Source organism: Bradyrhizobium sp. USDA 4486 (assembly GCF_054057995.1).
In genome coordinates this window covers 7,417,408-7,437,383 of sequence record NZ_JBSRZV010000001.1, presented here as the reverse complement: position 1 = coordinate 7,437,383, position 19,976 = coordinate 7,417,408, and the positions used below count along the sequence as shown (strand labels likewise).

General features: G+C 65.0%; 16 protein-coding genes and 1 pseudogene. 9 read left to right on the top strand and 8 right to left on the bottom strand.

What is annotated here, in order from left to right:
- Position 1 precedes the first annotated feature (1 nt).
- The 4 genes from hisG to ACVWY3_RS35100 all read left to right on the top strand — a co-directional run bounded on the left by hisG (position 2) and on the right by ACVWY3_RS35100 (position 3,921).
- The gene (gene hisG / locus ACVWY3_RS35115) at positions 2-979 is read left to right on the top strand and encodes an ATP phosphoribosyltransferase (RefSeq protein ID WP_456842537.1); all 978 of its coding nucleotides are present in this window, start codon (positions 2-4) and stop codon (positions 977-979) included.
- A 100-nt stretch (positions 980-1,079) separates the two neighbouring features.
- Entirely contained in the window at positions 1,080-2,117 is a 1,038-nt protein-coding gene (locus ACVWY3_RS35110) for a glycosyltransferase family 2 protein (protein WP_456842536.1), read from the top strand.
- Positions 2,114-2,959 (top strand): ChbG/HpnK family deacetylase, encoded by an 846-nt coding sequence (locus ACVWY3_RS35105; protein ID WP_456842535.1) that lies wholly within the window; start codon positions 2,114-2,116, stop codon positions 2,957-2,959. Before ACVWY3_RS35110 ends, ACVWY3_RS35105 begins: the two co-directional genes overlap by 4 nt.
- Before the next feature lie 125 nt (positions 2,960-3,084).
- Positions 3,085-3,921 (top strand): DUF2076 domain-containing protein, encoded by an 837-nt coding sequence (locus ACVWY3_RS35100; RefSeq protein WP_456842534.1) that lies wholly within the window; start codon positions 3,085-3,087, stop codon positions 3,919-3,921.
- Positions 3,922-4,027: 106 nt separating this feature from the next.
- Here ACVWY3_RS35100 and ACVWY3_RS35095 read toward each other — a convergent pair whose 3' ends face one another.
- Entirely contained in the window at positions 4,028-4,840 is an 813-nt protein-coding gene (locus ACVWY3_RS35095) for a L,D-transpeptidase family protein (RefSeq protein ID WP_456842533.1), read from the bottom strand.
- A gap of 314 nt (positions 4,841-5,154) precedes the next feature.
- On the opposite strand from ACVWY3_RS35095, the gene ACVWY3_RS35090 reads away from it, so the two are divergent.
- Complete coding sequence (locus tag ACVWY3_RS35090; RefSeq protein ID WP_456842532.1) at positions 5,155-5,940, top strand: protein phosphatase CheZ; 786 nt, start codon at positions 5,155-5,157, stop codon at positions 5,938-5,940.
- 183 nt (positions 5,941-6,123) lie between these two features.
- Here ACVWY3_RS35090 and ACVWY3_RS35085 read toward each other — a convergent pair whose 3' ends face one another.
- Positions 6,124-6,645 (bottom strand): hypothetical protein, encoded by a 522-nt coding sequence (locus tag ACVWY3_RS35085; RefSeq protein WP_456842531.1) that lies wholly within the window; start codon positions 6,643-6,645, stop codon positions 6,124-6,126.
- Between the two features lie 313 nt (positions 6,646-6,958).
- Here ACVWY3_RS35085 and ACVWY3_RS35080 point away from each other — a divergent pair, with 313 nt between their 5' ends.
- The 3 genes from ACVWY3_RS35080 (at position 6,959) to ACVWY3_RS35070 (ending at position 10,416) form a co-directional block, all read left to right on the top strand.
- Entirely contained in the window at positions 6,959-7,255 is a 297-nt protein-coding gene (locus ACVWY3_RS35080) for a co-chaperone GroES (RefSeq protein ID WP_456842530.1), read from the top strand.
- A gap of 172 nt (positions 7,256-7,427) precedes the next feature.
- On the top strand, positions 7,428-9,059 hold the full coding sequence (gene groL / locus ACVWY3_RS35075) for a chaperonin GroEL (RefSeq protein ID WP_456842529.1): 1,632 nt from the start codon (positions 7,428-7,430) through the stop codon (positions 9,057-9,059).
- A gap of 145 nt (positions 9,060-9,204) precedes the next feature.
- Positions 9,205-10,416 carry a hypothetical protein gene (locus ACVWY3_RS35070; RefSeq protein ID WP_456842528.1) on the top strand — a complete coding sequence of 404 codons (1,212 nt, stop codon included), beginning with the start codon at positions 9,205-9,207 and terminating at the stop codon, positions 10,414-10,416.
- Between the two features lie 161 nt (positions 10,417-10,577).
- Here ACVWY3_RS35070 and ACVWY3_RS35065 read toward each other — a convergent pair whose 3' ends face one another.
- Together ACVWY3_RS35065 and ACVWY3_RS35060 are read right to left on the bottom strand one after the other, a co-directional pair.
- A complete protein-coding gene (locus tag ACVWY3_RS35065; RefSeq protein ID WP_456842527.1) occupies positions 10,578-10,976 on the bottom strand; it encodes an META domain-containing protein in 399 nt (132 codons plus the stop codon).
- 234 nt (positions 10,977-11,210) lie between these two features.
- Positions 11,211-12,875 (bottom strand): L-lactate permease, encoded by a 1,665-nt coding sequence (locus ACVWY3_RS35060; protein WP_456842526.1) that lies wholly within the window; start codon positions 12,873-12,875, stop codon positions 11,211-11,213.
- A 318-nt stretch (positions 12,876-13,193) separates the two neighbouring features.
- Here ACVWY3_RS35060 and ACVWY3_RS35055 point away from each other — a divergent pair.
- A pseudogene (locus tag ACVWY3_RS35055) lies at positions 13,194-14,956 on the top strand (ABC transporter ATP-binding protein/permease).
- Positions 14,957-15,399: 443 nt separating this feature from the next.
- Here ACVWY3_RS35055 and ACVWY3_RS35050 read toward each other — a convergent pair.
- The 4 genes from ACVWY3_RS35050 to ACVWY3_RS35035 form a co-directional block, all read right to left on the bottom strand.
- Positions 15,400-16,410, bottom strand: a complete 1,011-nt coding sequence (locus tag ACVWY3_RS35050) for a TorF family putative porin (protein WP_456842525.1) — start codon at positions 16,408-16,410, stop codon at positions 15,400-15,402.
- A 434-nt stretch (positions 16,411-16,844) separates the two neighbouring features.
- Entirely contained in the window at positions 16,845-17,189 is a 345-nt protein-coding gene (locus tag ACVWY3_RS35045; protein WP_456842524.1) for a histone, read from the bottom strand.
- A gap of 85 nt (positions 17,190-17,274) precedes the next feature.
- Positions 17,275-18,597 (bottom strand): glycolate oxidase subunit GlcF, encoded by a 1,323-nt coding sequence (gene glcF / locus ACVWY3_RS35040; RefSeq protein WP_456842523.1) that lies wholly within the window; start codon positions 18,595-18,597, stop codon positions 17,275-17,277.
- On the bottom strand, positions 18,594-19,832 hold the full coding sequence (locus ACVWY3_RS35035; RefSeq protein ID WP_456842522.1) for an FAD-binding protein: 1,239 nt from the start codon (positions 19,830-19,832) through the stop codon (positions 18,594-18,596). Before ACVWY3_RS35035 ends, glcF begins: the two co-directional genes overlap by 4 nt.
- Positions 19,833-19,976: the final 144 nt, after the last annotated feature.

Sequence of the window (19,976 nt, the reverse complement as noted above, 5' to 3'; positions counted from 1 at the left end):
CATGAGCGCGCCGTTCGTTCTGGCCGTTCCCTCCAAGGGCCGGCTGCAGGAAAACACCGAAGCGTTCTTCGCCCGCGCCGGCCTCAAGCTGTCGAAGGCCGGCGGCGCCCGCGATTATCGCGGCACCATCGCAGGCCTCGACAATGTCGAGGTCGCCTATCTCTCGGCGAGCGAGATCGCCTCGCAGCTCGCCCGCGGCTTTGCGCATCTCGGCGTCACCGGCGAGGACCTGGTGCGCGAGAACATCGCGGACGCCGACAAGCGCGTATCCCTGATCGAAGGCCTCGGCTTCGGCTATGCCGACGTCGTGGTCGCCGTGCCGCAGGCGTGGATCGACGTCCGCACCATGGCCGACCTCGACGACGTGACCACCGGCTTCCGCGAGCAGCATCACATGCGGATGCGGGTCGCGACCAAGTTCATCAACCTGACCCGCACGTTCTTCTCGCAGCACGGCATCACCGACTACCGCATCGTCGAAAGCGCGGGCGCCACCGAAGGCGCGCCCGCCGCAGGCAGCGCCGAGCTGATCGTCGACATCACCACCACGGGCGCCACCCTCGCCGCCAACGGCCTGCGGGTGCTCGACGACGGCGTGATGCTGCGCAGCCAGGCCAATCTGGTCGCCTCGAAGGACGCCGACTGGTCGCCGCAGGCGCGCGAGACCGCGCGCGTCATCCTCGACCACATCGCCGCGAGAGCGCGGGCCAACAAATACCGCGAGGTCCGCACCCGCTTCCGCCAGTGCGACGCGGCGCTGCTCGGCGAAGCCCACAGCCGGTTCGGCGTCGAGGCCCCGTTCGGCGGGCCGACCTCGTCAGGCATGCTGACGCTGCACTGCCCGCCGGGCCAGCTCTATGCGCTCGCCAGCTTCCTGCGCGAGCATGGCGCCGAGACGGTCTCGGTGGTCTCGCTCGACTATGTGTTCGACAGGGAGAACCCGCTGTTCGCCAAACTCGAGGCGTTCCTGCGGCGGTGAGCCCAAAGTTTGTTGAGCTGTTCCGTTCAGCGTAGCGACAGCAAACGGCAGCTACCATATGCTGTTGAGATGACCTTGAACGCTTCTGGAACCTTGATCGATGACGCTGGGCTCTGATGTTTCCGGCCTGACGACCACCGCAGCGAACGCCGCCGCGAAGGGACTGTCGATTGTCGTGCCCGTCTACAACGAGGCCGCAGGCCTTGCCGCCCTGCACCAGCGCATCTGCGATCTCGCCAGGACCTTGCGCCAGCGCTATCGGCTGTCCTGCGAGGTGGTCTATGTCGATGACGGCAGCGCAGACGCGACGCTGTCGATTGCCCGTTCGCTGCCGGCCGACGCGATCGATGTCCAGGTGGTGTCGCTGTCGCGCAATTTCGGCAAGGAGGCGGCACTGATGGCCGGCCTCGATCATGCCCGGCTCGGCGCCGTGATGTTCATGGACGGTGACGGTCAGCATCCGCCTGCTCTCATCGAGCAGCTGGTGCGGCACTGGATCGATGACGGCTATGACGTCGTCTATACCGCCAAGGCGCACCGCGATAACGAGACCTTCCTGCGCCGGCTCGCCGTGCACGGCTTTTACGCCCTGATCAACTGGGGCGCCCGCCAGAAAATTCCGGAGGACGCCGGCGACTTCCGCCTCCTGTCGCCGCGCGCAGTCACGGCGCTTCGGCAACTGCCCGAACGCAACCGCTTCTTCAAGGGCCTCGCCAGCTGGATCGGCTTCCGCCAGATCCGTGTCGATTACGAGCCGGCGCCGCGCGCCCATGGCGTCACCACCTTCAATGCCGCCCGCCTGCTCGGCCTGTCGATCGAGGGCCTGACCTCGTTCTCGGTGGCGCCGCTGCGCTTCGCCAGCCTGCTCGGCGTCATGCTCGCCGGCGTCGCCTTCCTGTTCGGCCTCTCGATTCTCTGGGAGGTCTTCACCACAGGCAAGCAGGTCCCCGGCTATCCCTCGCTCGTGGTCGGCCTGATGACGATCGGCGGCGTGCAGCTCATCATGATCGGCATCGTCGGCGAATATATCGGCAAGATCCTCTCCGAGCTGAAGGCGCGCCCGATCTACTTCGTCGCCGAGCACAGCGAGAAGCATTTCGAGGCTGATGACGCCGCCAAGAGGACCGCGGCCGAATGAGCGCGGCCGCGAGCCTGCGGCGGATCTGGCTCTGCGCCGACGATTACGGCATCAGCCCGGGCGTCAACCGCGCCATCCGCGACCTGATCGAACGCGGCCGCCTCAACGCGACCTCGGTGATGATGGTCGGCCCCGCGATCGAACGCGGCGAGGTCGAAGCGCTGCAAGCTTCCGCGAAGGCAAGCCCGCGCTGCGCGATCGGATTGCACGTGACGCTGTCGGCGCCGTTCCGGCCGCTCACGATGCATTTCCGCCCGCTCGACGGCGACATGTTCTTGCCGTTTCCAAAGCTGCTGCGCGCCGGTCTCGCGCGCCGGCTCGACCGCGAATTCTTTCGCAGCGAGGTGAAGGCGCAGCTGGCGGCCTTCGTGGAAGCGTTCGGCCGCGCGCCCGACTTCGTCGACGGCCACCAGCACGTACAGCTCTTTCCGCAGGTGCGCGACGGCTTTGTCGATGCAGTCGCTGAGACCGCGCCGAAGGCCTGGGTGCGCCAGGGCGGCCGCAACCTGCCGCTCTCACAGCGGCTGGCCTCACCGAAGGCCATGGTGCTCGACATCCTCAGCGCGCAATTCCGCCGCCGCGCGGGTAGCGCCGGCCTCAGCTTCAATCCGGGTTTTGCCGGCGCCTATGATTTCGCGCGCGCGGCCGATTTCGGCGCATTGATGCGGCAGTTCCTCGAAGGCCTGCCCGATGGGGGCCTCGTGATGTGCCACCCCGGCTTCGTCGATGACGTCCTCACCGGCCTCGACCCGATGACCGATGTCCGTGAGCGCGAGCATGCCTATCTCTCAGGCGATGCCTTTGCGCGCCTGCTGGCTGACAGCGGCGTCACGCTGGGGTGAACCCGGCCGAAAACAAGCCGCGGGTCAGCTTGTCGCATACCGAAATTTAATATGGCCGGCACTGTTGGGGCCATAATGGAACCCTACATCTTGCTCGCGCTTGGTTTGCGCGAAGGAGATTGATCATGACGCCGCAGGAACGCCAACTCGTTGACGAGCTTTTCGACCGGCTTTCGAAACTGGAAAATGCACCGCGCGATCCCGACGCGATCACCGCGATCTCCGACGGCCTGCGCAAGGCGCCTGGCGCGATCTACGCGCTAGTGCAGACCACGCTGGTGCAGGACGAAGCGCTGAAGCGCGCCCATAACCGCATCCAGGAGCTGGAAGCAGCCCGTGCGCCGGAGCAGGCTTCGTCCGGCGGCTTCCTCGACACCATGCGCGACACGCTGTTCGGCGGAAGCCAGTCTCGCGGCTCGGTTCCGAACGTGCCGCCGCGTGAGCAGCGGCCTGTCTGGAACAGCGGCCAGGCGATGCAGCAGACCCAGCCGGGCTACGGCCTGCCGCCTTATGGTCAGGCTTACGGACAAGGTCCGGGTCAGGGCCAAGCGCCGGGTTATGGCGCCCCGCCGGTCGGCGGTGGCGGCGGCTCGTTCCTCGGCACGGCGGCAGCAGCCGCGGCCGGCGTCGTCGGCGGCTCGCTGCTGCTCTCCAGCATCCGCGGCATGATGGGCGGCGGCTCGCATCAGGCCTTTGGCGACACCACGATCATCGAGGAACGCGGTGGCGGCAGTCCGTGGGGTGGTGGGGGCGATCAGTCCGGCGGCTCGCTCGCACGCGACGCCGGTCTCAACGACATCGGCTCCAACCGCGACTCCCGTCAGGGCTTCTTCGACCAGGCCTCGAACGATCGCGACGACAACGACCAGAACTACGACGACGATCGCGACGACGGCAACATGGACATGGCCGACGACAGCGATTTCGGCGGCGGCGACGATGGCGGCAGCGATTATGCGTGAGCTAGGGACGAATCTCAGTGCAAAGGCCGCCCTTGTGGGCGGCCTTTTTTCGCGCGTCGTGCTCATAACCTCTTTCCTTCCCCCTTGTCGGAGAGGGTAAAGAGACTCACATCACCACGACCTTGGTGCCGACATTGACGCGGCCGTAGAGGTCGATGACGTCCTCGTTGCGCATGCGGATGCAGCCGGAGGAGACGTTGGTGCCGATGGTCCAGGGCTCGTTGGAGCCGTGGATGCGGTAGAGCGTCGAGCCGAGATACATCGCGCGCGCACCAAGCGGGTTTTCCGGGCCGCCTTCCATGTGCCGCGGCAGGTCAGGTCGGCGCGCGAGCATTTCCGCCGGCGGCGTCCAGTCCGGCCATTCGCGTTTTGCGGTGATCGACTTGACGCCGGACCAGGTGAAGCCGGGACGACCGACGCCGATGCCGTAGCGCATCGCCTTGCCGTTGCCCTCGACGAGGTAGAGGAACTTGTTCGGCGTATCGACCACGATCGTGCCGGCACTTTCCTTGCCGCTATAGTCAACAATCTGTTTCTCGAATTTCGGATCGAACGGACGCTGGCGCGGATCGATCGCTTCCTGCTGGAGCGCGCCCTGCTGATATCCCCCCTGCATCTGCGGCTCGCCCATCGGCGGCAGGCGGCGCTGGTCGTAATAGCCGGGCTGCTGCTGATAGACCGGCGCTTGCGGCGCGTAGGCCGGGCCACGGCCGGGACCGTCGCCGAACAGGAACTCGATGAAGCCGCCGCCCATGTTGGAATTGGAGGCAACGCGCATCGGCGCGGGCGGCACCTGCGGGGCGTAGAGCACCGCGGGCGGGTCGTTCGGCACCGTGTTGTCGAAGGCGCTTGCGCTGTTCGCGCCGGCCATGAAGGAGCAAGCGCTGCCGAGCAGCGCGACAGACATTCTCTTGAACATCGACGTACTCTGTACTGTTTCGTCTAGATCATTTGCGTCATGGAGCTGATGGCTGATCGCGCCCCTCGACGTGGTCAATAAAGAGCAAAAGCTGTTTTGTTTGGTAAACGCATCGGGCGTTTCGATTCACCATGTCGTGCGCGAGGCTGCAATTTGGCGATCAGCGTTTATTTTCGATGAATGCCGCGCGGTGATGGTTAACCGCGTCTTTTGTGCGCCGTCGCGCACGTCTGCACCACAGTTCCGGCTGTGAACTTCGTGTTAAATCGCTTCTGCCTACAAAGACGCGTGAGTGAGGTGGGGGGAGTATCCTGATGGCTGTTCACCGCAAGCGTTTTCGCGTCGAAGATATCGTCGGTGGCGAGATGCCGATTCTTGACGCAACCGAAGAGGCGGGCCCGATGCATAGCGAGATCATGGCGGAGTTGCGCGCGATCCGCGCACAGATGGCCAAGGGCGTTGTGGCTGCCCCGCTGTCCGGCAGCGCAGCCATGGCGGCGATCGATGCGTCCACGGCGCATGAGCTTGCCGAAGCGCGCACCATGCTCGAGACCTACCGGGCGCAGATCGAACAGTGCGAGAAGCTGAAGGTCGAGCTCGACCTGATCCACGATGCCATCGACCGCACCAAGCGCGAGATCGCGACGCTGCACGGCAAGAGCTTCGATGGCGGCGAGATGGCCAAGGTCAACGGCGAGCTCGGCGCGGTCGTCGGCGGCACCGAGCAGGCGACCCAGCAGATCCTCGAAGCTGCCGAGTCGATCGACCAGGCGGCCAGCGCGATGTCCAAGGTGGACTCGGCCGACCAGCAGAAGCGCCTTGCCGACGACATCCAGGAACGTGTCATCTCGATCTTCGAAGCCTGCAACTTCCAGGACCTGACCGGCCAGCGCATCAGCAAGGTCATGACCACGATGAAGTTCATCGAGCAGCACATCAATGCGATGATGGACATCTGGGGCGGCGTCGACGCGATCAAGGCGCATGTGCCGGCGCCGGTCGATCACCGCAGCGAAGACGAAAAGCTCCTCAACGGCCCGAAGCTCGCCGGCGACGTCGGTCATGCCTCGCAGGACGACATCGACGCGCTGTTCGACTGAGCGCGGGAAACACGAAACAAAGCAAAACGCCGGCTGAGGGGCCGGCGTTTTTGTTCTAGCCATGACGTCATTCCGGGACGGCTCGACAAAGCCGAACCCGGGATCCAGAGCTTTAAGGCAGGAAGCCTACCACATCGAGATTCCGGGTTCGCGCTTCGCGCGCCCCGGAATGACGGAAAGAAATCACGCCCGTGGCGCGCAGCGGACGTAGACCATGTTGCCGTAGCGGGTGGCGGCGTCCTTGTCGATGAAGCGGGTGATCAGGACGCGGCCATCGAAGGAGACGATCTCGCGGTCCTGCTCGCCGGGGGTCGGGCCGGCCGGTCCAATGTAGTTCTTGCCGCTGGGCGAGCCCTTCAGCCGCAGTTCCTGCGGGGTGGCCTGGTCGGCCAGATGCATGATCACGCCGCCGGAGGAGCCGGCGGTGATCACGTAAGGGTTCTTGCACTGGGCCCTCGCCGCGGCCTCGGTGCGGGCGCGGTCGGCCGGGTTCTGGAACGAGGCGAGACCCCAGCGGCCGACGATCTCGTCGGCACGGATTGTCGCCGGCATTTCAGGACCGGTGCCGGGCTCGGCCTCGGGCGGCGGCTGGGAGGACGAGAACGACGGCAGGCTCATGCCGCCGCCGCAGGCGCCAAGCAGCAACGCCAGGCCAGAGGCAGCGGCCAGATTGGCGACCGTGCGCGCGCGAGCTGAATTGATCATGGCATTCCCCCGAACAAGACCATGGCCGCACCCCTGCCGCAGCCAAGCGCAAAACTGCCGCCGGAGCAATGACGTCCTTTAACACGCGGGCGCCCCGACCAAGTTTCCAATGCCACCATCCTATATCCGCCTCACCAATCGCTTAACCACCTTTGCTTGACAGGATCGCGGCCAAGCCATATTCCCGGGCCACTCTTAGCACTCGGAAAGCCCGATTGCTAAGCGCTCCGTTCGATCCTCGGGAAGAGGAGGAACGGCAGCGCCGCCCCACCGACTTCACTACTTCCGAAGTGAGCCTGCAAAGGGAAACGTCATGGCTAAGTCCAAATTTCGTCCGCTGCATGACCGTGTCGTGGTCAAACGTATCGACGCCGAGGAAAAGACCAAGGGCGGCATCATCATTCCGGACACCGCCAAGGAAAAGCCGTCCCAGGGCGAGGTCATCGCCGTCGGCCCCGGCGGCCGCGACGAGGCCGGCAAGCTGATTCCGATCGACCTCAAGGCCGGCGACCGCGTGCTGTTCGGCAAGTGGTCGGGCACCGAGGTCAAGATCGACAACGAGGAGCTCCTGATCATGAAGGAGTCGGACATCATGGGCGTGCTGGCCTAAGGCCATCCGCCTGAACGGCCGCTGAATACTCCATCGTCATGCCCCGGGCCTGACTCGGGCATCCATCCTTCTTCGCACCAGCATGGATTGCCGGGTCAAGCCCGGCAATGACGACGAGAGCGCCGCACTGCACGAAACAAGACACATCACGCAACACGAGGGACTGCAGACCATGGCTGCCAAGGACGTCAAGTTTTCCGGAGACGCGCGCGATCGCATGCTGCGCGGCGTCGACATTCTCGCCAACGCCGTCAAGGTGACGCTCGGCCCGAAGGGCCGCAACGTCGTCATCGAGAAGAGCTTCGGCGCGCCGCGCATCACCAAGGACGGCGTCACCGTCGCCAAGGAGATCGAGCTCGAGGACAAGTTCGAGAACATGGGCGCCCAGATGGTGCGTGAGGTCGCCTCCAAGACCAACGACCTCGCCGGCGACGGCACCACCACCGCGACCGTGCTGGCCCAGGCCATCGTGCGCGAAGGGGCCAAGGCGGTTGCCGCCGGCATGAACCCGATGGACCTCAAGCGCGGCATCGACAGCGCCGTCCAGGCCGTGGTCAAGGACATCGAGAAGCGCGCCAAGCCCGTCGCCGCCTCCTCCGAGGTCGCCCAGGTCGGCACCATCTCGGCCAATGGCGATGCCGCCATCGGCAAGATGATCGCCCAGGCGATGCAGAAGGTCGGCAACGAGGGCGTCATCACCGTCGAGGAGAACAAGTCGCTCGACACCGAGGTCGACATCGTCGAGGGCATGAAGTTCGATCGCGGCTATCTCAGCCCCTATTTCGTCACCAATGCCGAGAAGATGACGGCCGAGCTCGAGGACGCCTACATCCTCCTGCACGAGAAGAAGCTGTCGGGGCTGCAGGCCATGCTGCCGGTGCTGGAAGCCGTGGTGCAGTCGGGCAAGCCGCTCGTGATCATCGCAGAGGATGTCGAGGGCGAGGCACTGGCCACGCTGGTCGTCAACCGTCTCCGTGGCGGCCTCAAGGTGGCCGCTGTCAAGGCGCCGGGCTTCGGTGACCGTCGCAAGGCCATGCTCGAGGACATCGCGATCCTCACCGGCGGCCAGCTGATCTCGGAAGAGCTCGGCATCAAGCTCGAGAACGTCACGGTGAAGATGCTCGGCCGCGCCAAGAAGGTGGTGATCGACAAGGAGAACACCACGATCGTCAACGGTGCCGGCAAGAAGCCCGACATCGAGGCCCGCGTCGGCCAGATCAAGGCCCAGATCGAGGAGACCACCTCGGACTACGATCGTGAGAAGCTCCAGGAGCGGCTTGCCAAGCTCGCCGGCGGCGTCGCGGTGATCCGCGTCGGTGGCGCCACCGAGATCGAGGTCAAGGAGAAGAAAGACCGCGTCGAGGACGCGCTCAATGCCACCCGCGCCGCAGTGCAGGAAGGCATCGTCCCCGGCGGCGGCGTCGCGCTGCTCCGCGCCAAGAAGGCGGTGGGCCGTCTGTCCAACGACAATGCGGACGTGCAGGCCGGCATCAACATCGTGCTGAAGGCGCTGGAAGCTCCGATCCGCCAGATCTCCGAGAACGCGGGCGTGGAAGGCTCGATCGTGGTCGGCAAGATCCTGGAGAACAAGTCCGAGACCTTCGGCTTCGACGCCCAGAACGAGGACTATGTCGACATGGTCGAGAAGGGCATCATCGATCCCGCCAAGGTGGTCCGCACCGCGCTGCAGGACGCCTCCTCCGTGGCCGGCCTCTTGGTGACCACCGAGGCGATGGTCGCCGAAATGCCGAAGAAGGAAGCTCCACCCGCGATGCCCGCCGGCGGCGGCATGGGTGGCTTCTAAGCCCCTCCTTCACTGCAGCGCCTACGAAGGCCGCCTCCGGGCGGCCTTCTTTTTTGCCGATCCTCTCCCTGACGCTTTGCAATTCAACGGACGGCCAAAACCAATTACGGTGGCGGCCGATTCTGTTCCTTCGAGGATTTCGGCGATGCGCACACTCCTGGTTTGCCTGACGATTGTTTTGGCGGCTCTGCTCGCCGCCTCGCCCGAAATCGCATCCGCGCAGATGAAACTGTCGCCGAAGGCCACCGCGCCGGGCGGAACCGAGACGCGCTATTTCACCTCGATCGACGGGCTGATGGACGGCAATGCCGACGTGATCCTGAAGGAAACGCGGCAGGGCAAGACGGTCACATCCGCCGTGCTCGACGTCTGCTATCCCGTCGCGAAGAATTCCGAGCGCAAGGACCGCTTCGTCGTCAATCTCCAGGTCGCCGGCCAGAACTTGACGGGCACGACGCAGAGCCTCAGCGAGAAAGCGCCAGTCAGCGTCAAGCTGCTGCGCAAGCCGACCGGAGACACGTTCGAGTTCCGCGGTCAGATCAGCATCGGCTCAGTGGTGACCGAGGTCACCTCGCCGGACAACTCCGATCTCAGCGAGAGAGAGTTTCTCGACAACCAGACCTCCGACGACGGCATCACGCCGCAGCCGAAGGACTTCACCGAAGTCTCGCCGGAGGCGATCGCGGTCAAGGTCAAGCTGGATGCGGCAACCGAATTCCTGAAGAGCCTGAAGGGCCAGGATGTCGAGGTGACGCTGGCGAGCCTTTCGGTTGGCTGCGACGCGCTGCGCGCCGGCGAGCAGACCATCAACATGTCGGTCGATCCGGAGCGCGCGGCCGCGCTGCTCGGCAAGTTCAAGGCGATGCCCGGCGTCACCGCGGCCGGCTGGACCGCGGGGATGACCGAGATGGACCGCACCATCCGCATTCCCGCCGCCGATTGGCGCGAGGGCGACAAGGTCAACCGCGACAAGCTCGCTTCGGCCATCGCCGGCGTGCTGAGCAGGACGCTCGCGGCCAAGCCGGTGTCGCATAATTTCAACCCGGCCACCGGCAAGCTCAAGCTGGTCTTCAAGCGGCCGAACCAGGATTTCCCGGCGCTCGAGCTCACCGACACGATCGAGGTCGCAGGCCTGATCTCGCCCGACAAGCCGGGCACCACCGACAAGCTGATGCTGTGGATCGGCAGCCCTGCGATCACCACCGCCGATGAGAGCAGTGGCGCCAAGCTCAATCTTTCGGATGAAGCTTCCGCCGAGGAGGAAGGCGATCAACCCGACGACAACGGCTCGATCGAGGCGCTCGCCAGGGAGCTGAAGGGCCAGCGGTGGGACGCCGACAAGTCGGTGTGGAAGTGACGTGACGCTCGTGCCCCGGACGCAGCGCGAAAGCGCTGCAGAGCCGGGGCCCAGAAGCCACAAGCGAAGTCGCGGATAAGAAACTGGTCCCGGCTTGCACGTGAGGCAAGCCTTTGCGTCGTAGCGCCTGCGCGCTACGCCTTGTCCGGGACACGAGAGACCTAATTCCCATTGACGCGAAACCGCAGCGGCTTCGGGCCGATCAGGGTCAGCACGTCGCCCTGGCGCTTCCAGGTTTCGACGCTGCCGAGGGCTGCGACGAGGTCGTCGTCGGCCTGGGCTTTGGCCGGCGGACAGGAGCGATCCTGGATCTGGCCCGGCACGAAGATCACGGTGTTGCCGGCGACCGAGAACTGGCCCTTGCCGCCTTTGCACCAGAGCTCCAGCACGACCTCGCCATTGTCGCCGATCTCGATGTTCGGAATCCGCTTCGAGCCTGCTTGCGGCAGCGCCTCCAGCGTCATCTCGGTGCCGAACGGAAATCCCTCCTCGGCGCGCGCGAGGCCGGACGCGGCGAGCATTGCAACCGCCGCACACACCACCAGCTTGAACGAAACCATGGCACCTCTCGACCGACCTGATTTGCGGCACCTTCTATAAGACGGCGGCGCCATTGAGAAGGTTCGCCCGCACTAGCGCGACGAGATTGGCAAGAATCGTCATCGCGCTTTGGACCGTTGTTTGAGCATGATCTTCGCGGAAAACCGCTGCGCACTTTTCCGGATCATGCTTGAGATGCAAAAATCCCCGCGTGGGGACGACCCCCGCGGGGATTTGCCGCGAAACCGGTGTGGCTATTTCAGGACCAGCGCCGTGAACGGCCAGACATAGGCCTGCAACGTCACCAGCACACCGACGAGGCAGGCCAGCACGATCGAGTGCCAGAACACGAAGCGCAGGATCGTACCCTCATGGCCGTACCAGTTAGTGGCGGTGGAGGCGACGACGATCGATTGCGCGTCGATCATCTTGCCCATCACGCCGCCGGACGAGTTCGCCGCCGCCATCAGCACCGGCGACAGGCCAAGCTGTTCGGAGGTGATCTTCTGAAGGTTGCCGAACAGCACGTTGGAGGCGGTGTCCGATCCCGTCAGCGCCACGCCCAACCAGCCGAGCAGCGTGCCGAAGAAGGGATAGAGCACGCCGGTTGCGGCGAAGGCGAGACCGAGTGTGGCGTCGACGCCGGACAGCCGCGTCAGCGTGCCGATCGCGAGCATCGCCGAGATCGTGATCAGCGAGATCGCGCACAGCCGGATGGTGCGACCGTACTCGGTCAGGAGCCGGCCGGGACCGACGCCCATCAGGAAGCCGGAGATGATCGCCGCGATCAGCATGCCGGTGCCGGTGAAGGACAGATAGGTGAAGCTGAAGACTGCGCTCTCCTTGGTCGGTCCGGGCGCGACCGGCGGCATCTTGTTGATCATTTGGTGCAGCTCGGGCACCGGATAGTTCCAAGTGAAGATCGAATTCGCCCAGCTCTTGAAGGCGCCGTTGCCCCAGATCAGCATCACGACGCAGACGATGATCCACGGCAGCAGTGCGCTGAACAGCTCACTCTGGGTCAGCGGCGTCTTGTCCAGTGGTCTTGCCGCCGCCATGGTCGCGGCCGATTCATCGTGGCCGCGCAGGGCCGGCGACAGCCAGAGCTGCCGCGGCTGCCACACCCGCAGGAACAGGATCAGCGCGCCCATCGAGATCAGCGATGCGCCGATGTCGACGATCCAGGGATTAATGAAGTTCGAGATCACGAATTGCGGGATCGCGAACGATACGCCGGTGACCAGGATCGCCGGCCAGACGTCCTTCATGCCCTTCCAGCCCGCGAACGCCCACACCACCCAGAACGGCACGATCAGCGAGAAGAACGGCAATTGCCGGCCGACCATCGCACCTAAGATGTAGGGATCGAGCCCGGTCACCGAGGCAAGGCCCTGGATCGGGGTGCCCAGTGCACCGTAAGCCACCGGCGCGGTGTTGGCGATCAGCGACAGGCCGGATGCCGCGAGCGGCGAGAAGCCGAGGCCGATCAGCACGGCGCCGGTGATTGCGACCGGGGTGCCGAAGCCCGAGGCGCCTTCGAAGAAGGCGCCGAACGAGAATGCGATCAGCAGCAATTGCAGCCGCCGGTCCTCGGTGACGCCACCGACCGCGCGCTTGAGCAGCTCGAAGCGCCCGGTCGAGACCGTCACCTGGTACAGGAAGATGACGTTGAGGACGATCCAGCCGATCGGAAAGAAGCCGGTCACGATGCCGAGGATCGAGGCGCGGATCGACATGTTCGCCGGCATGGTGAAGACGAAGATCGTGATCAGGTTGGTCACGATCACGGCGATGACGGCCGCAATATGCGCCTGGACGCGGCCGCTCGCGATCAGGACCAGCAGCGTGACGACGGGCACCGCCGCGGCGATCGTCGACAGCACGGGGCTGTGCAGCGGATCATAGATTTGATTCCACATGGTCTTCCTCCCCCACGCATGTGTTGCGGCAGGCGGCCTTGCGTGGACGGCCAAGCCTGCTTGACGCTGGGAAGATAACCCCCGAGCTGGACGTGAATTCCTCGCAATTTGCGGCGGTTCCCGCCCGCTCACAAGCTCGCGAAATACTGGAGGCCCCCACCCCGCGCCGTTGAAGCCCATGCTAAGGTTGCAAGCCGCGACAAGCCAACGCAAATTGCAGAACCTGCGACTTTAGTCTAAGCGCAGCCAATTTCCGCCATCGCCGCAGCCATTTGGCTCCCGGCATTTGTGCACACCCCCTCGAGGAGATCCTGCTCTGTGAAGAACATCAGCGCCACGCTCGCGGTCGTCTGGCGAATCGCCGGTCCGTATTTCCGATCGGAAGACAAATGGGCCGGCCGCGGCCTGCTTGGCGTCGTCATCGCGATGGAGCTGACGCTGGTGGCGATCAACGTGCTGCTCAATCAATGGCAGAACCGGTTCTACAGCGCACTCCAAGCCTACGATCTCAACGCGTTCGTCATGGAGGTCTGGATCTTCCTTGGCCTTGCCTTCACCTATGTCGCCCTGGCCGTCTACAAGCTTTACCTGAACCAGTGGCTCCAGATCCGCTGGCGGCGATGGCTGACGCAACACTATCTCGGCGAATGGCTGGACGGTGCCACGCATTACCGCATGCAGCTCAAGGGTGATCCGGCCGACAACCCGGACCAGCGCATCACCGAGGACGTCAAGAACTTCGTCGAGCAGACGCTCGTCCTTGGCCTCGGTCTGCTGTCGTCGATCGTGACGCTGGCCTCGTTCGTCGTCATCCTCTGGGGTCTGTCCAACAAGGCCCCCCTGCACATCTACGGCACCGATTTCGTCATCCCGGGTTTTCTGGTCTGGTGTGCGCTGGTCTATGCGATCCTGGGCACGGGACTGACGCACTGGATCGGCGCTCCGCTGATCAACCTCAATTTCGAGCAGCAGCGCTTTGAAGCCGACTTCCGCTTCAACCTGATCCGCGTGCGCGAAAATTCCGAGCAGATCGCACTGTTGAGGGGTGAGAGCGCGGAGCGGGGGCATCTGCTGCACCGCTTCGGCTCCGTCATCGCCAACTGGTACGCGATCATGAGCCGGACCAAGCGCCTCACCGCCTTCACGGCTAGCTACGGTCAGGCGGCAACGATCTTTCCCTACGTCGTGGTCGCTCCGGCCTACTTCGCCAAACGCATCCAGCTCGGCGACATGATGCAGACCGGCTCGGCCTTCGGCAGCGTGCAGGATGCGCTGTCCTTCTTCGTCACAGCCTACCGCTCGCTCGCCGAATGGCGCGCCATCGTCGCCCGTCTCGACGGCTTCGAGATGTCGGTCAGCTCCGCCGCCACCGTCACCGCGCGCGAGCCGACCATCGGCGTCGCGCGGTCGAGTGGCAAGGCAATCACCCTTGCACGCTTGCTGGTGGAGCTGCCAAACGGCGAGCCGCTGGTCAGCGCCGATGCCTTCACGGTCGAGCCGGCGGAGCGGGTGCTGGTGAGCGGGCCATCCGGCGCCGGCAAGTCGACATTGTTCCGGGCGATCGCCGGCATCTGGCCATTCGGCACCGGGACCATCGCCATTCCCGAGAAGGCCAGACTGATGATGCTGCCGCAGCGGCCGTATTTTCCAATCGGCCCGCTCGGCGACGCAGTGATCTATCCGGCCGAACACGGCACGGTCGCGCCCGAGAAGATCGCGGAAGCGCTCAACGCGGTCGGCATGCCGCGGCTGGCCAAACGGCTCGACGAGGACGGTCATTGGAACCGGATCCTATCGCTCGGCGAGCAACAGCGGCTGGGGCTCGCCCGCGCGCTGCTCCATGCGCCGGACTATCTGTTCCTGGACGAGGCCACCGCGTCGCTGGACGAACCCTCCGAGGCGCCCGGCTGTACCGGCTGCTCGCGGAGAAGCTGCCACAGGCGACCATCGTCTCGATCGGCCACCGCTCGACGCTGGATGCCTTCCACAGCCGGAAGGTGGCGATGGTGAAGGATGGCGATATCCACGTTCTCGGCAAGGGCGGCGAGGCGGCCCGGGCGGAGACGACCGCGGCGCGCTGACGCGCAAAGGCAGCCCCGGCAACTCCGGCCGGAAGAAGAACCAGCACGTCCTGTCGTGTCCCCGACAAGCCGCAACGCGCTTCAGCGTTGCGGCGCAGACCCGGGATCCAGGTATCGCACGCCAGAAGCATGGGCCCCGGCTCTGCAGCGCAGCGCTGACCGGACGATGCTTCGCATCGCCGGGATAGCGCTGCGCTGCGTCCGGGGCACGAGAGGGAGATCCGCTCGCTAAAGCATGATCCGGACCCGGAGGGCCGCGTTAGTGCAAAGTGCGCAGCGGTTTTCCCTCGCGACAAACGCGGAACGCGTTTGCGCGGAGATCATGCTCAAACAACAACCTAAAGCGCGATGACGATTCATCCTGATTTCATCGCGCTTTAGCCCCAAAAGCAAAAGGGCGGCAGGTTGCCCTGCCGCCCGCGTCAAGTTGCTCGGGACGAAACTTACTTGAGATTGCTCATCGCCGTCAGGTCGAAGGACAGCTTGGCGATGCCGGCCGCGCCGCACCAGTTCGAGGCGACGCCGGTCGGGTTGATCGGCGTCACGCTCGTGCCAGCGTTCGGAGCGATGTTGCCGCGGGCAGCCCAGTCGCTGGTGAAGGCGTTGCAGTTACCCTTGGAGAGGTCGGTGTCGGAGTAACGCAGATCGAGCGTGAACACCTTGTAGGTGAAGCCGATGCCGATGTTCCAGGTGTTGTAGTCGGCATATTTGATTCCGTTCGGGAAGGCCGGGACGCCGTAGAAGCTGTCCGAGGTGCCGAGCCACTGACGGCCGAACTCGCCCGACACGTACATGCCGACGCCGCTCGATCCGAAGGTCGTGCTCGGCGCCGTGTACTTGGCGGTGATCGAGGTGTAGTTGCCCCACGCGCCGGAGTTCAGGTAGCTCGGCGTGTAGTACTCGTTGAGGCCGACGGCCCAGCTGTCATTGATGGTGTAGAGAACCTTGCCATAGACTTCGAAGAAGTTGAGGTTCTTCTTGATGACGTTGCCGTTGAGCAGGCCCTTCTCGGCGCACTCGGCGCCCTGGAAGACGCCGGCGTTGTCGATGCCGGGTGGGCCAAAATAGCAGGTCCCGCCCGGATACAGGTAACCCCAGACACCGATATCGAAAGCGAAGGCGCCGAAGGTCGGGCGGATACCACCGTAGATGTCGACCTCGGCCGCGGCGCGGTTCGGGAAGGAGATGCTCTCAGCCGACGTACCGATATAGAGCTGCAGGTCCTTGGTGACGTTGTAGCGTGGCTCGAAATAGGCCGTCACGGACGGCTTGTGGTTCGACTGGGTGATGCCGCGGAAGATGTAGTCGCTCATGATACCGCCGCCGAAGGCGACGTCCCAGGGATCGAAGGCGGGCGGCGGCGGAGCCTTCAATGCCTTGACGGGCATGTCTGCCGCGAAAGCCGAACCCGTCACCATTGCCAGCGCCGTTGCCAACAAAGCTACTTTCTTCATTTCGATCCCCATCACCAGTTCTACCAGCCAGTCCCCCGGAAGCCCCCCGGGGCACACGATCTGACTTCAAAAATTCGTAACTGCGGCAATTTGGATTGGGGCGGGTAAACCGTGAAGCAAAAAACGCGGGCATCTGCCGACTTTTTGGGCGTTTTGACGATTCCACGAAAGGTTGTCAGGCTGTGTGTCTTCTCGATCACATTATTTGCATTCCAAAGTGCACCGGGGGGCCCGGGTAACTACGGAGAACCGAGCCGCAGTGGTGCCCGCGCCACGAATCGGGCCGACGGTGAGAAACGGCCGCCGCCCCCGACCATCATGACGATGCAAAAAGGCCGCAGCGTCACCGCCGCGGCCTTTGCTGTTGTCGCTCGTTGCCGTTGGGGTGGCTCCACCTTTGGTGCCCCTTGGGACCCACCCCAAGGCCTTCCGGCCTAACCTTGCCCGTCGGCCGGCGTCGGCTCCGCAGAAGACGAAGGCATCGCCCAGCTCGTCTCAGCAGCGGGCTCGGGAGCCGGAGCCGCCATCGGCGCTGACGGCTTCGGCGCGGGAGCTGCCTTCGCCTTCTTCGGTGCTGCTTTCTTCGCAGCCTTCTTCGGTGCAGCCTGCTTCACAGCCTTCTTGGCTGACTTCGCAGCCTTCTTCGGCGCGGCCTTCTTCGCGGCCTTCTTGGCCGACCTCGTTGCTTTCTTGGCAGACTTCTTCGCGGACTTCTTCGCCGCTACAACCTTCTTGGCCTTTTTGGCCTTCTTGCTTTTCTTCTTCTTCGCTTTCGCCATCGTGGTCCTCCTGTTGCCGCCGAACAATGGTCGATCGGGCGTCGTTCTGCCGTCACCTGCGGACCAAAGCTCAGCCCTTGAAAGCTCAAACCTGCGCGTTCAATGCCGGCCGCGACCCGCCCGTAGCCCAATCGAGAAGCTCAATCGTGTGTACGACCGGAACTGACGTGCCACTGGCAATCTGCACCATGCAGCCGATATTGCCCGCGGCAATCATGTCCGGCTTGACGCTTGCGATGTTGGCGACCTTGCGATCGCGCAACCTGCCCGCAAGCTCGGGCTGGAGAATGTTGTAGGTCCCCGCCGAGCCGCAACACAAATGGCTCTCCGGGACATCTTTCACCACGAATCCATTCTTGGAAAGCAATTCTTTCGGAAGGCCTGTGATTTTCTGTCCGTGCTGCAACGAACACGCGGAGTGATAAGCGACGACGATGTCGTCGTGCCGTGCAGTCGATTCCAATCCGAGGCCGGCGACGTATTCGGTGATGTCCTTGGCGAGCGCAGACACCTTGGCAGCATCGGCCGCGAACGCCGTGTCCTCACGCAGCAGATAGCCGTAGTCCTTGATCACAGTGCCGCAGCCGGAGGTCGTCACCAGGATGGCGTCGAGCCCCTCGCCGGCCGCTTCCTTTTGCCACGCCGTGACGTTGGCGCGGGCCCGCGCCAACGCATCCTGGTCGTTGCCGAGGTGATGGGTCAGCGCACCGCAGCACTGCTCGTCGCGTACCAGCACGACCTCGATGCCGTGGCGGGTGAGCAGGCTGATGGCAGCCTGGTTGATGCGCGGCGCCAGCACCTGCTGGGCGCAGCCCTGGAGCAGCGCGACGCGCCCACGCTTCTTGCCAAGCGCCGCGAACACGCTGCCGGCGGCAGGCCCCGGCGACGGCAGCCGGTTCGGCGCCAGCGCCAACATCGCCTTGAGGCGCTGGATCAGGCCCGGCGTCGCCGACGGCCGCGGTGTCGGCAAGAATACGGCCAGCGGGCGGGCGAGCCGCGCCAGCCACATGCTGACGCGGAAGCGCTGCGGATCCGGCAGGACGAAGGCCAGCACCTGGCGCAGCAGCCGCTCGGCCAGGGGCCGCTCATAGCGCTGCTCGATCCTGACCCGGGCCTGGTCGACGAGGTGCATGTAGTTGACCCCGGAAGGACAGGTCGTCATGCAGGCCAGGCACGAGAGGCAGCGATCGACATGCTTGACCACCTCGGCGGTCGGCGCCTGGTCCTTCTCCAGCATCTCCTTGATCAGATAGATGCGGCCGCGCGGGCTATCGAGCTCGTCGCCGAGCAGCACATAGGTCGGACAGGTTGCGGTGCAGAAGCCGCAATGGACGCAGGCCCGCAGGATCTTGTCGGCCTCCGCGATGTCAGGGTCGGCGAGCTGCGCCAGTGAGAATTCGGTCTTCATGCCGCAGCGCCCCGCCTCAGGCGTCCCCGGTTCAAGATGGTCTTCGGATCGAAGCTGGCGCGCACCCGCTCGCTCAGGGCAGCAACGCCCGGCGCCTGCGGATGGAAGACGTCGACATCGCGCCTGACGTCCTCCGCCGCCCGGATCAGCGTGGCGTGGCCCCCGACGGCATCCGCGCGCTGGCGCACGACCGGGGCATGGGCGTCGCCCTTCGGCGGCAACGCGGCCCAGATCAGCCCGCCCCCCCAGTCGTAGATCACATCGCCGCCGGTCTCGCGCGCCAATTGCGTGCCGAGCGCCGCGCCCGAGGCGGGCGGACAGACGATCCGCCACACCGGCCAGGCGCCGAGCGCGCCGGCGACGGCGAACGGCAGCACGTCGCGGATGCTGGCCCATAGCGCGGCAGAGTCCGTGTCCTCGATCAGCGTCGCGGTTCCGAACGGCGCCAGCAATTCGCGCAAGGACCCGGCGCGGTGCGCGGCGGAGGACGTGATGCCCTCGAGCCGCAGCACGGTCAGCGCCTCGCCCTGGCCGGCGATATCGCCGAGTCCCTCAGTTTTGGCGCGGAACGCCGATTTCGGCAGATGCGCAGCGGCGGAAACGTCGTAGGGCGAGCCGAGCGCCGCGGTCATCGCCTTGTTGGCGGCGGCATCATCCAGTCCGCGCAGCAGCAGCGTGCGCTCGGCCTCGGGCTTTGGCATCACCTTCAGCGTCACCTCGGTCATCACCGACAGCGTGCCCCAGGACCCCGCGAGCAGCTTGCAGAGGTCGTAGCCGGTGACGTTCTTCACCACCTTGCCGCCGGTTTTGAAGCTGTCGCCGAAACCGGAGACGGCGTGCGCCCCCAGCAGATGGTCGCGGACCCCGCCCGCCCTGATCCGCCGCGGGCCGGCGAGTCCCGCCGCGATCATGCCGCCGATGGTCCCGACCGCCGGCGTGCCGAGCAGCGGCGCCGTGTTGACAGGCTCGAAGGCAAATTGCTGGTTCTTGGCATCGATCAGCGAGAGCACGTCGGCCAGCGGCGCACCGGCCTGGAGCGTGACGATCAGTTCGTTCGGCTCGTAGGAGGTGACGGCATTCAGCGCGGAGACGTCGAGCACGGCGTTCGTCGCCATCGTGTGCCCGATGCCGCGCTTAGAGCCATGACCGATAATCTCGAGCGGCTGCTCATTGGCAATTGCCGCGCGCACCACCTCTTCGACGTCCTTGGCGTCTCTGACCCTGAGCGTGTCCACGGGAAAAGGCGGTAGCGAAATTCGCCGTCAAAATCAAATGCGGCGTGACGCCGGCGACTATCGCCGGCGCGCTCGAGCTCCGACACCCGAGCCACCGCAACGCATCGATCATGACCCTAGCGTTCACGACATCGACACTTCGAT

Excerpts from the sequence above, each read along its gene's own strand:
- hisG (WP_456842537.1), top strand. The coding sequence starts at position 2 with ATGAGCGCGCCGTTCGTTCTGGCCGTTCCCTCCAAGGGCCGGCTGCAG.
- ACVWY3_RS35045 (WP_456842524.1), bottom strand. The coding sequence starts at position 17,189 with ATGGCGAAAGCGAAGAAGAAGAAAAGCAAGAAGGCCAAAAAGGCCAAG.
- ACVWY3_RS35070 (WP_456842528.1), top strand. The coding sequence starts at position 9,205 with ATGCGCACACTCCTGGTTTGCCTGACGATTGTTTTGGCGGCTCTGCTC.
- ACVWY3_RS35085 (WP_456842531.1), bottom strand. The coding sequence starts at position 6,645 with ATGATCAATTCAGCTCGCGCGCGCACGGTCGCCAATCTGGCCGCTGCC.
- ACVWY3_RS35110 (WP_456842536.1), top strand. The coding sequence starts at position 1,080 with ATGACGCTGGGCTCTGATGTTTCCGGCCTGACGACCACCGCAGCGAAC.
- ACVWY3_RS35080 (WP_456842530.1), top strand. The coding sequence starts at position 6,959 with ATGGCTAAGTCCAAATTTCGTCCGCTGCATGACCGTGTCGTGGTCAAA.
- groL (WP_456842529.1), top strand. The coding sequence starts at position 7,428 with ATGGCTGCCAAGGACGTCAAGTTTTCCGGAGACGCGCGCGATCGCATG.
- ACVWY3_RS35100 (WP_456842534.1), top strand. The coding sequence starts at position 3,085 with ATGACGCCGCAGGAACGCCAACTCGTTGACGAGCTTTTCGACCGGCTT.
- ACVWY3_RS35065 (WP_456842527.1), bottom strand. The coding sequence starts at position 10,976 with ATGGTTTCGTTCAAGCTGGTGGTGTGTGCGGCGGTTGCAATGCTCGCC.
- ACVWY3_RS35060 (WP_456842526.1), bottom strand. The coding sequence starts at position 12,875 with ATGTGGAATCAAATCTATGATCCGCTGCACAGCCCCGTGCTGTCGACG.
- ACVWY3_RS35050 (WP_456842525.1), bottom strand. The coding sequence starts at position 16,410 with ATGAAGAAAGTAGCTTTGTTGGCAACGGCGCTGGCAATGGTGACGGGT.
- ACVWY3_RS35090 (WP_456842532.1), top strand. The coding sequence starts at position 5,155 with ATGGCTGTTCACCGCAAGCGTTTTCGCGTCGAAGATATCGTCGGTGGC.
- glcF (WP_456842523.1), bottom strand. The coding sequence starts at position 18,597 with ATGAAGACCGAATTCTCACTGGCGCAGCTCGCCGACCCTGACATCGCG.
- ACVWY3_RS35105 (WP_456842535.1), top strand. The coding sequence starts at position 2,114 with ATGAGCGCGGCCGCGAGCCTGCGGCGGATCTGGCTCTGCGCCGACGAT.
- ACVWY3_RS35095 (WP_456842533.1), bottom strand. The coding sequence starts at position 4,840 with ATGTTCAAGAGAATGTCTGTCGCGCTGCTCGGCAGCGCTTGCTCCTTC.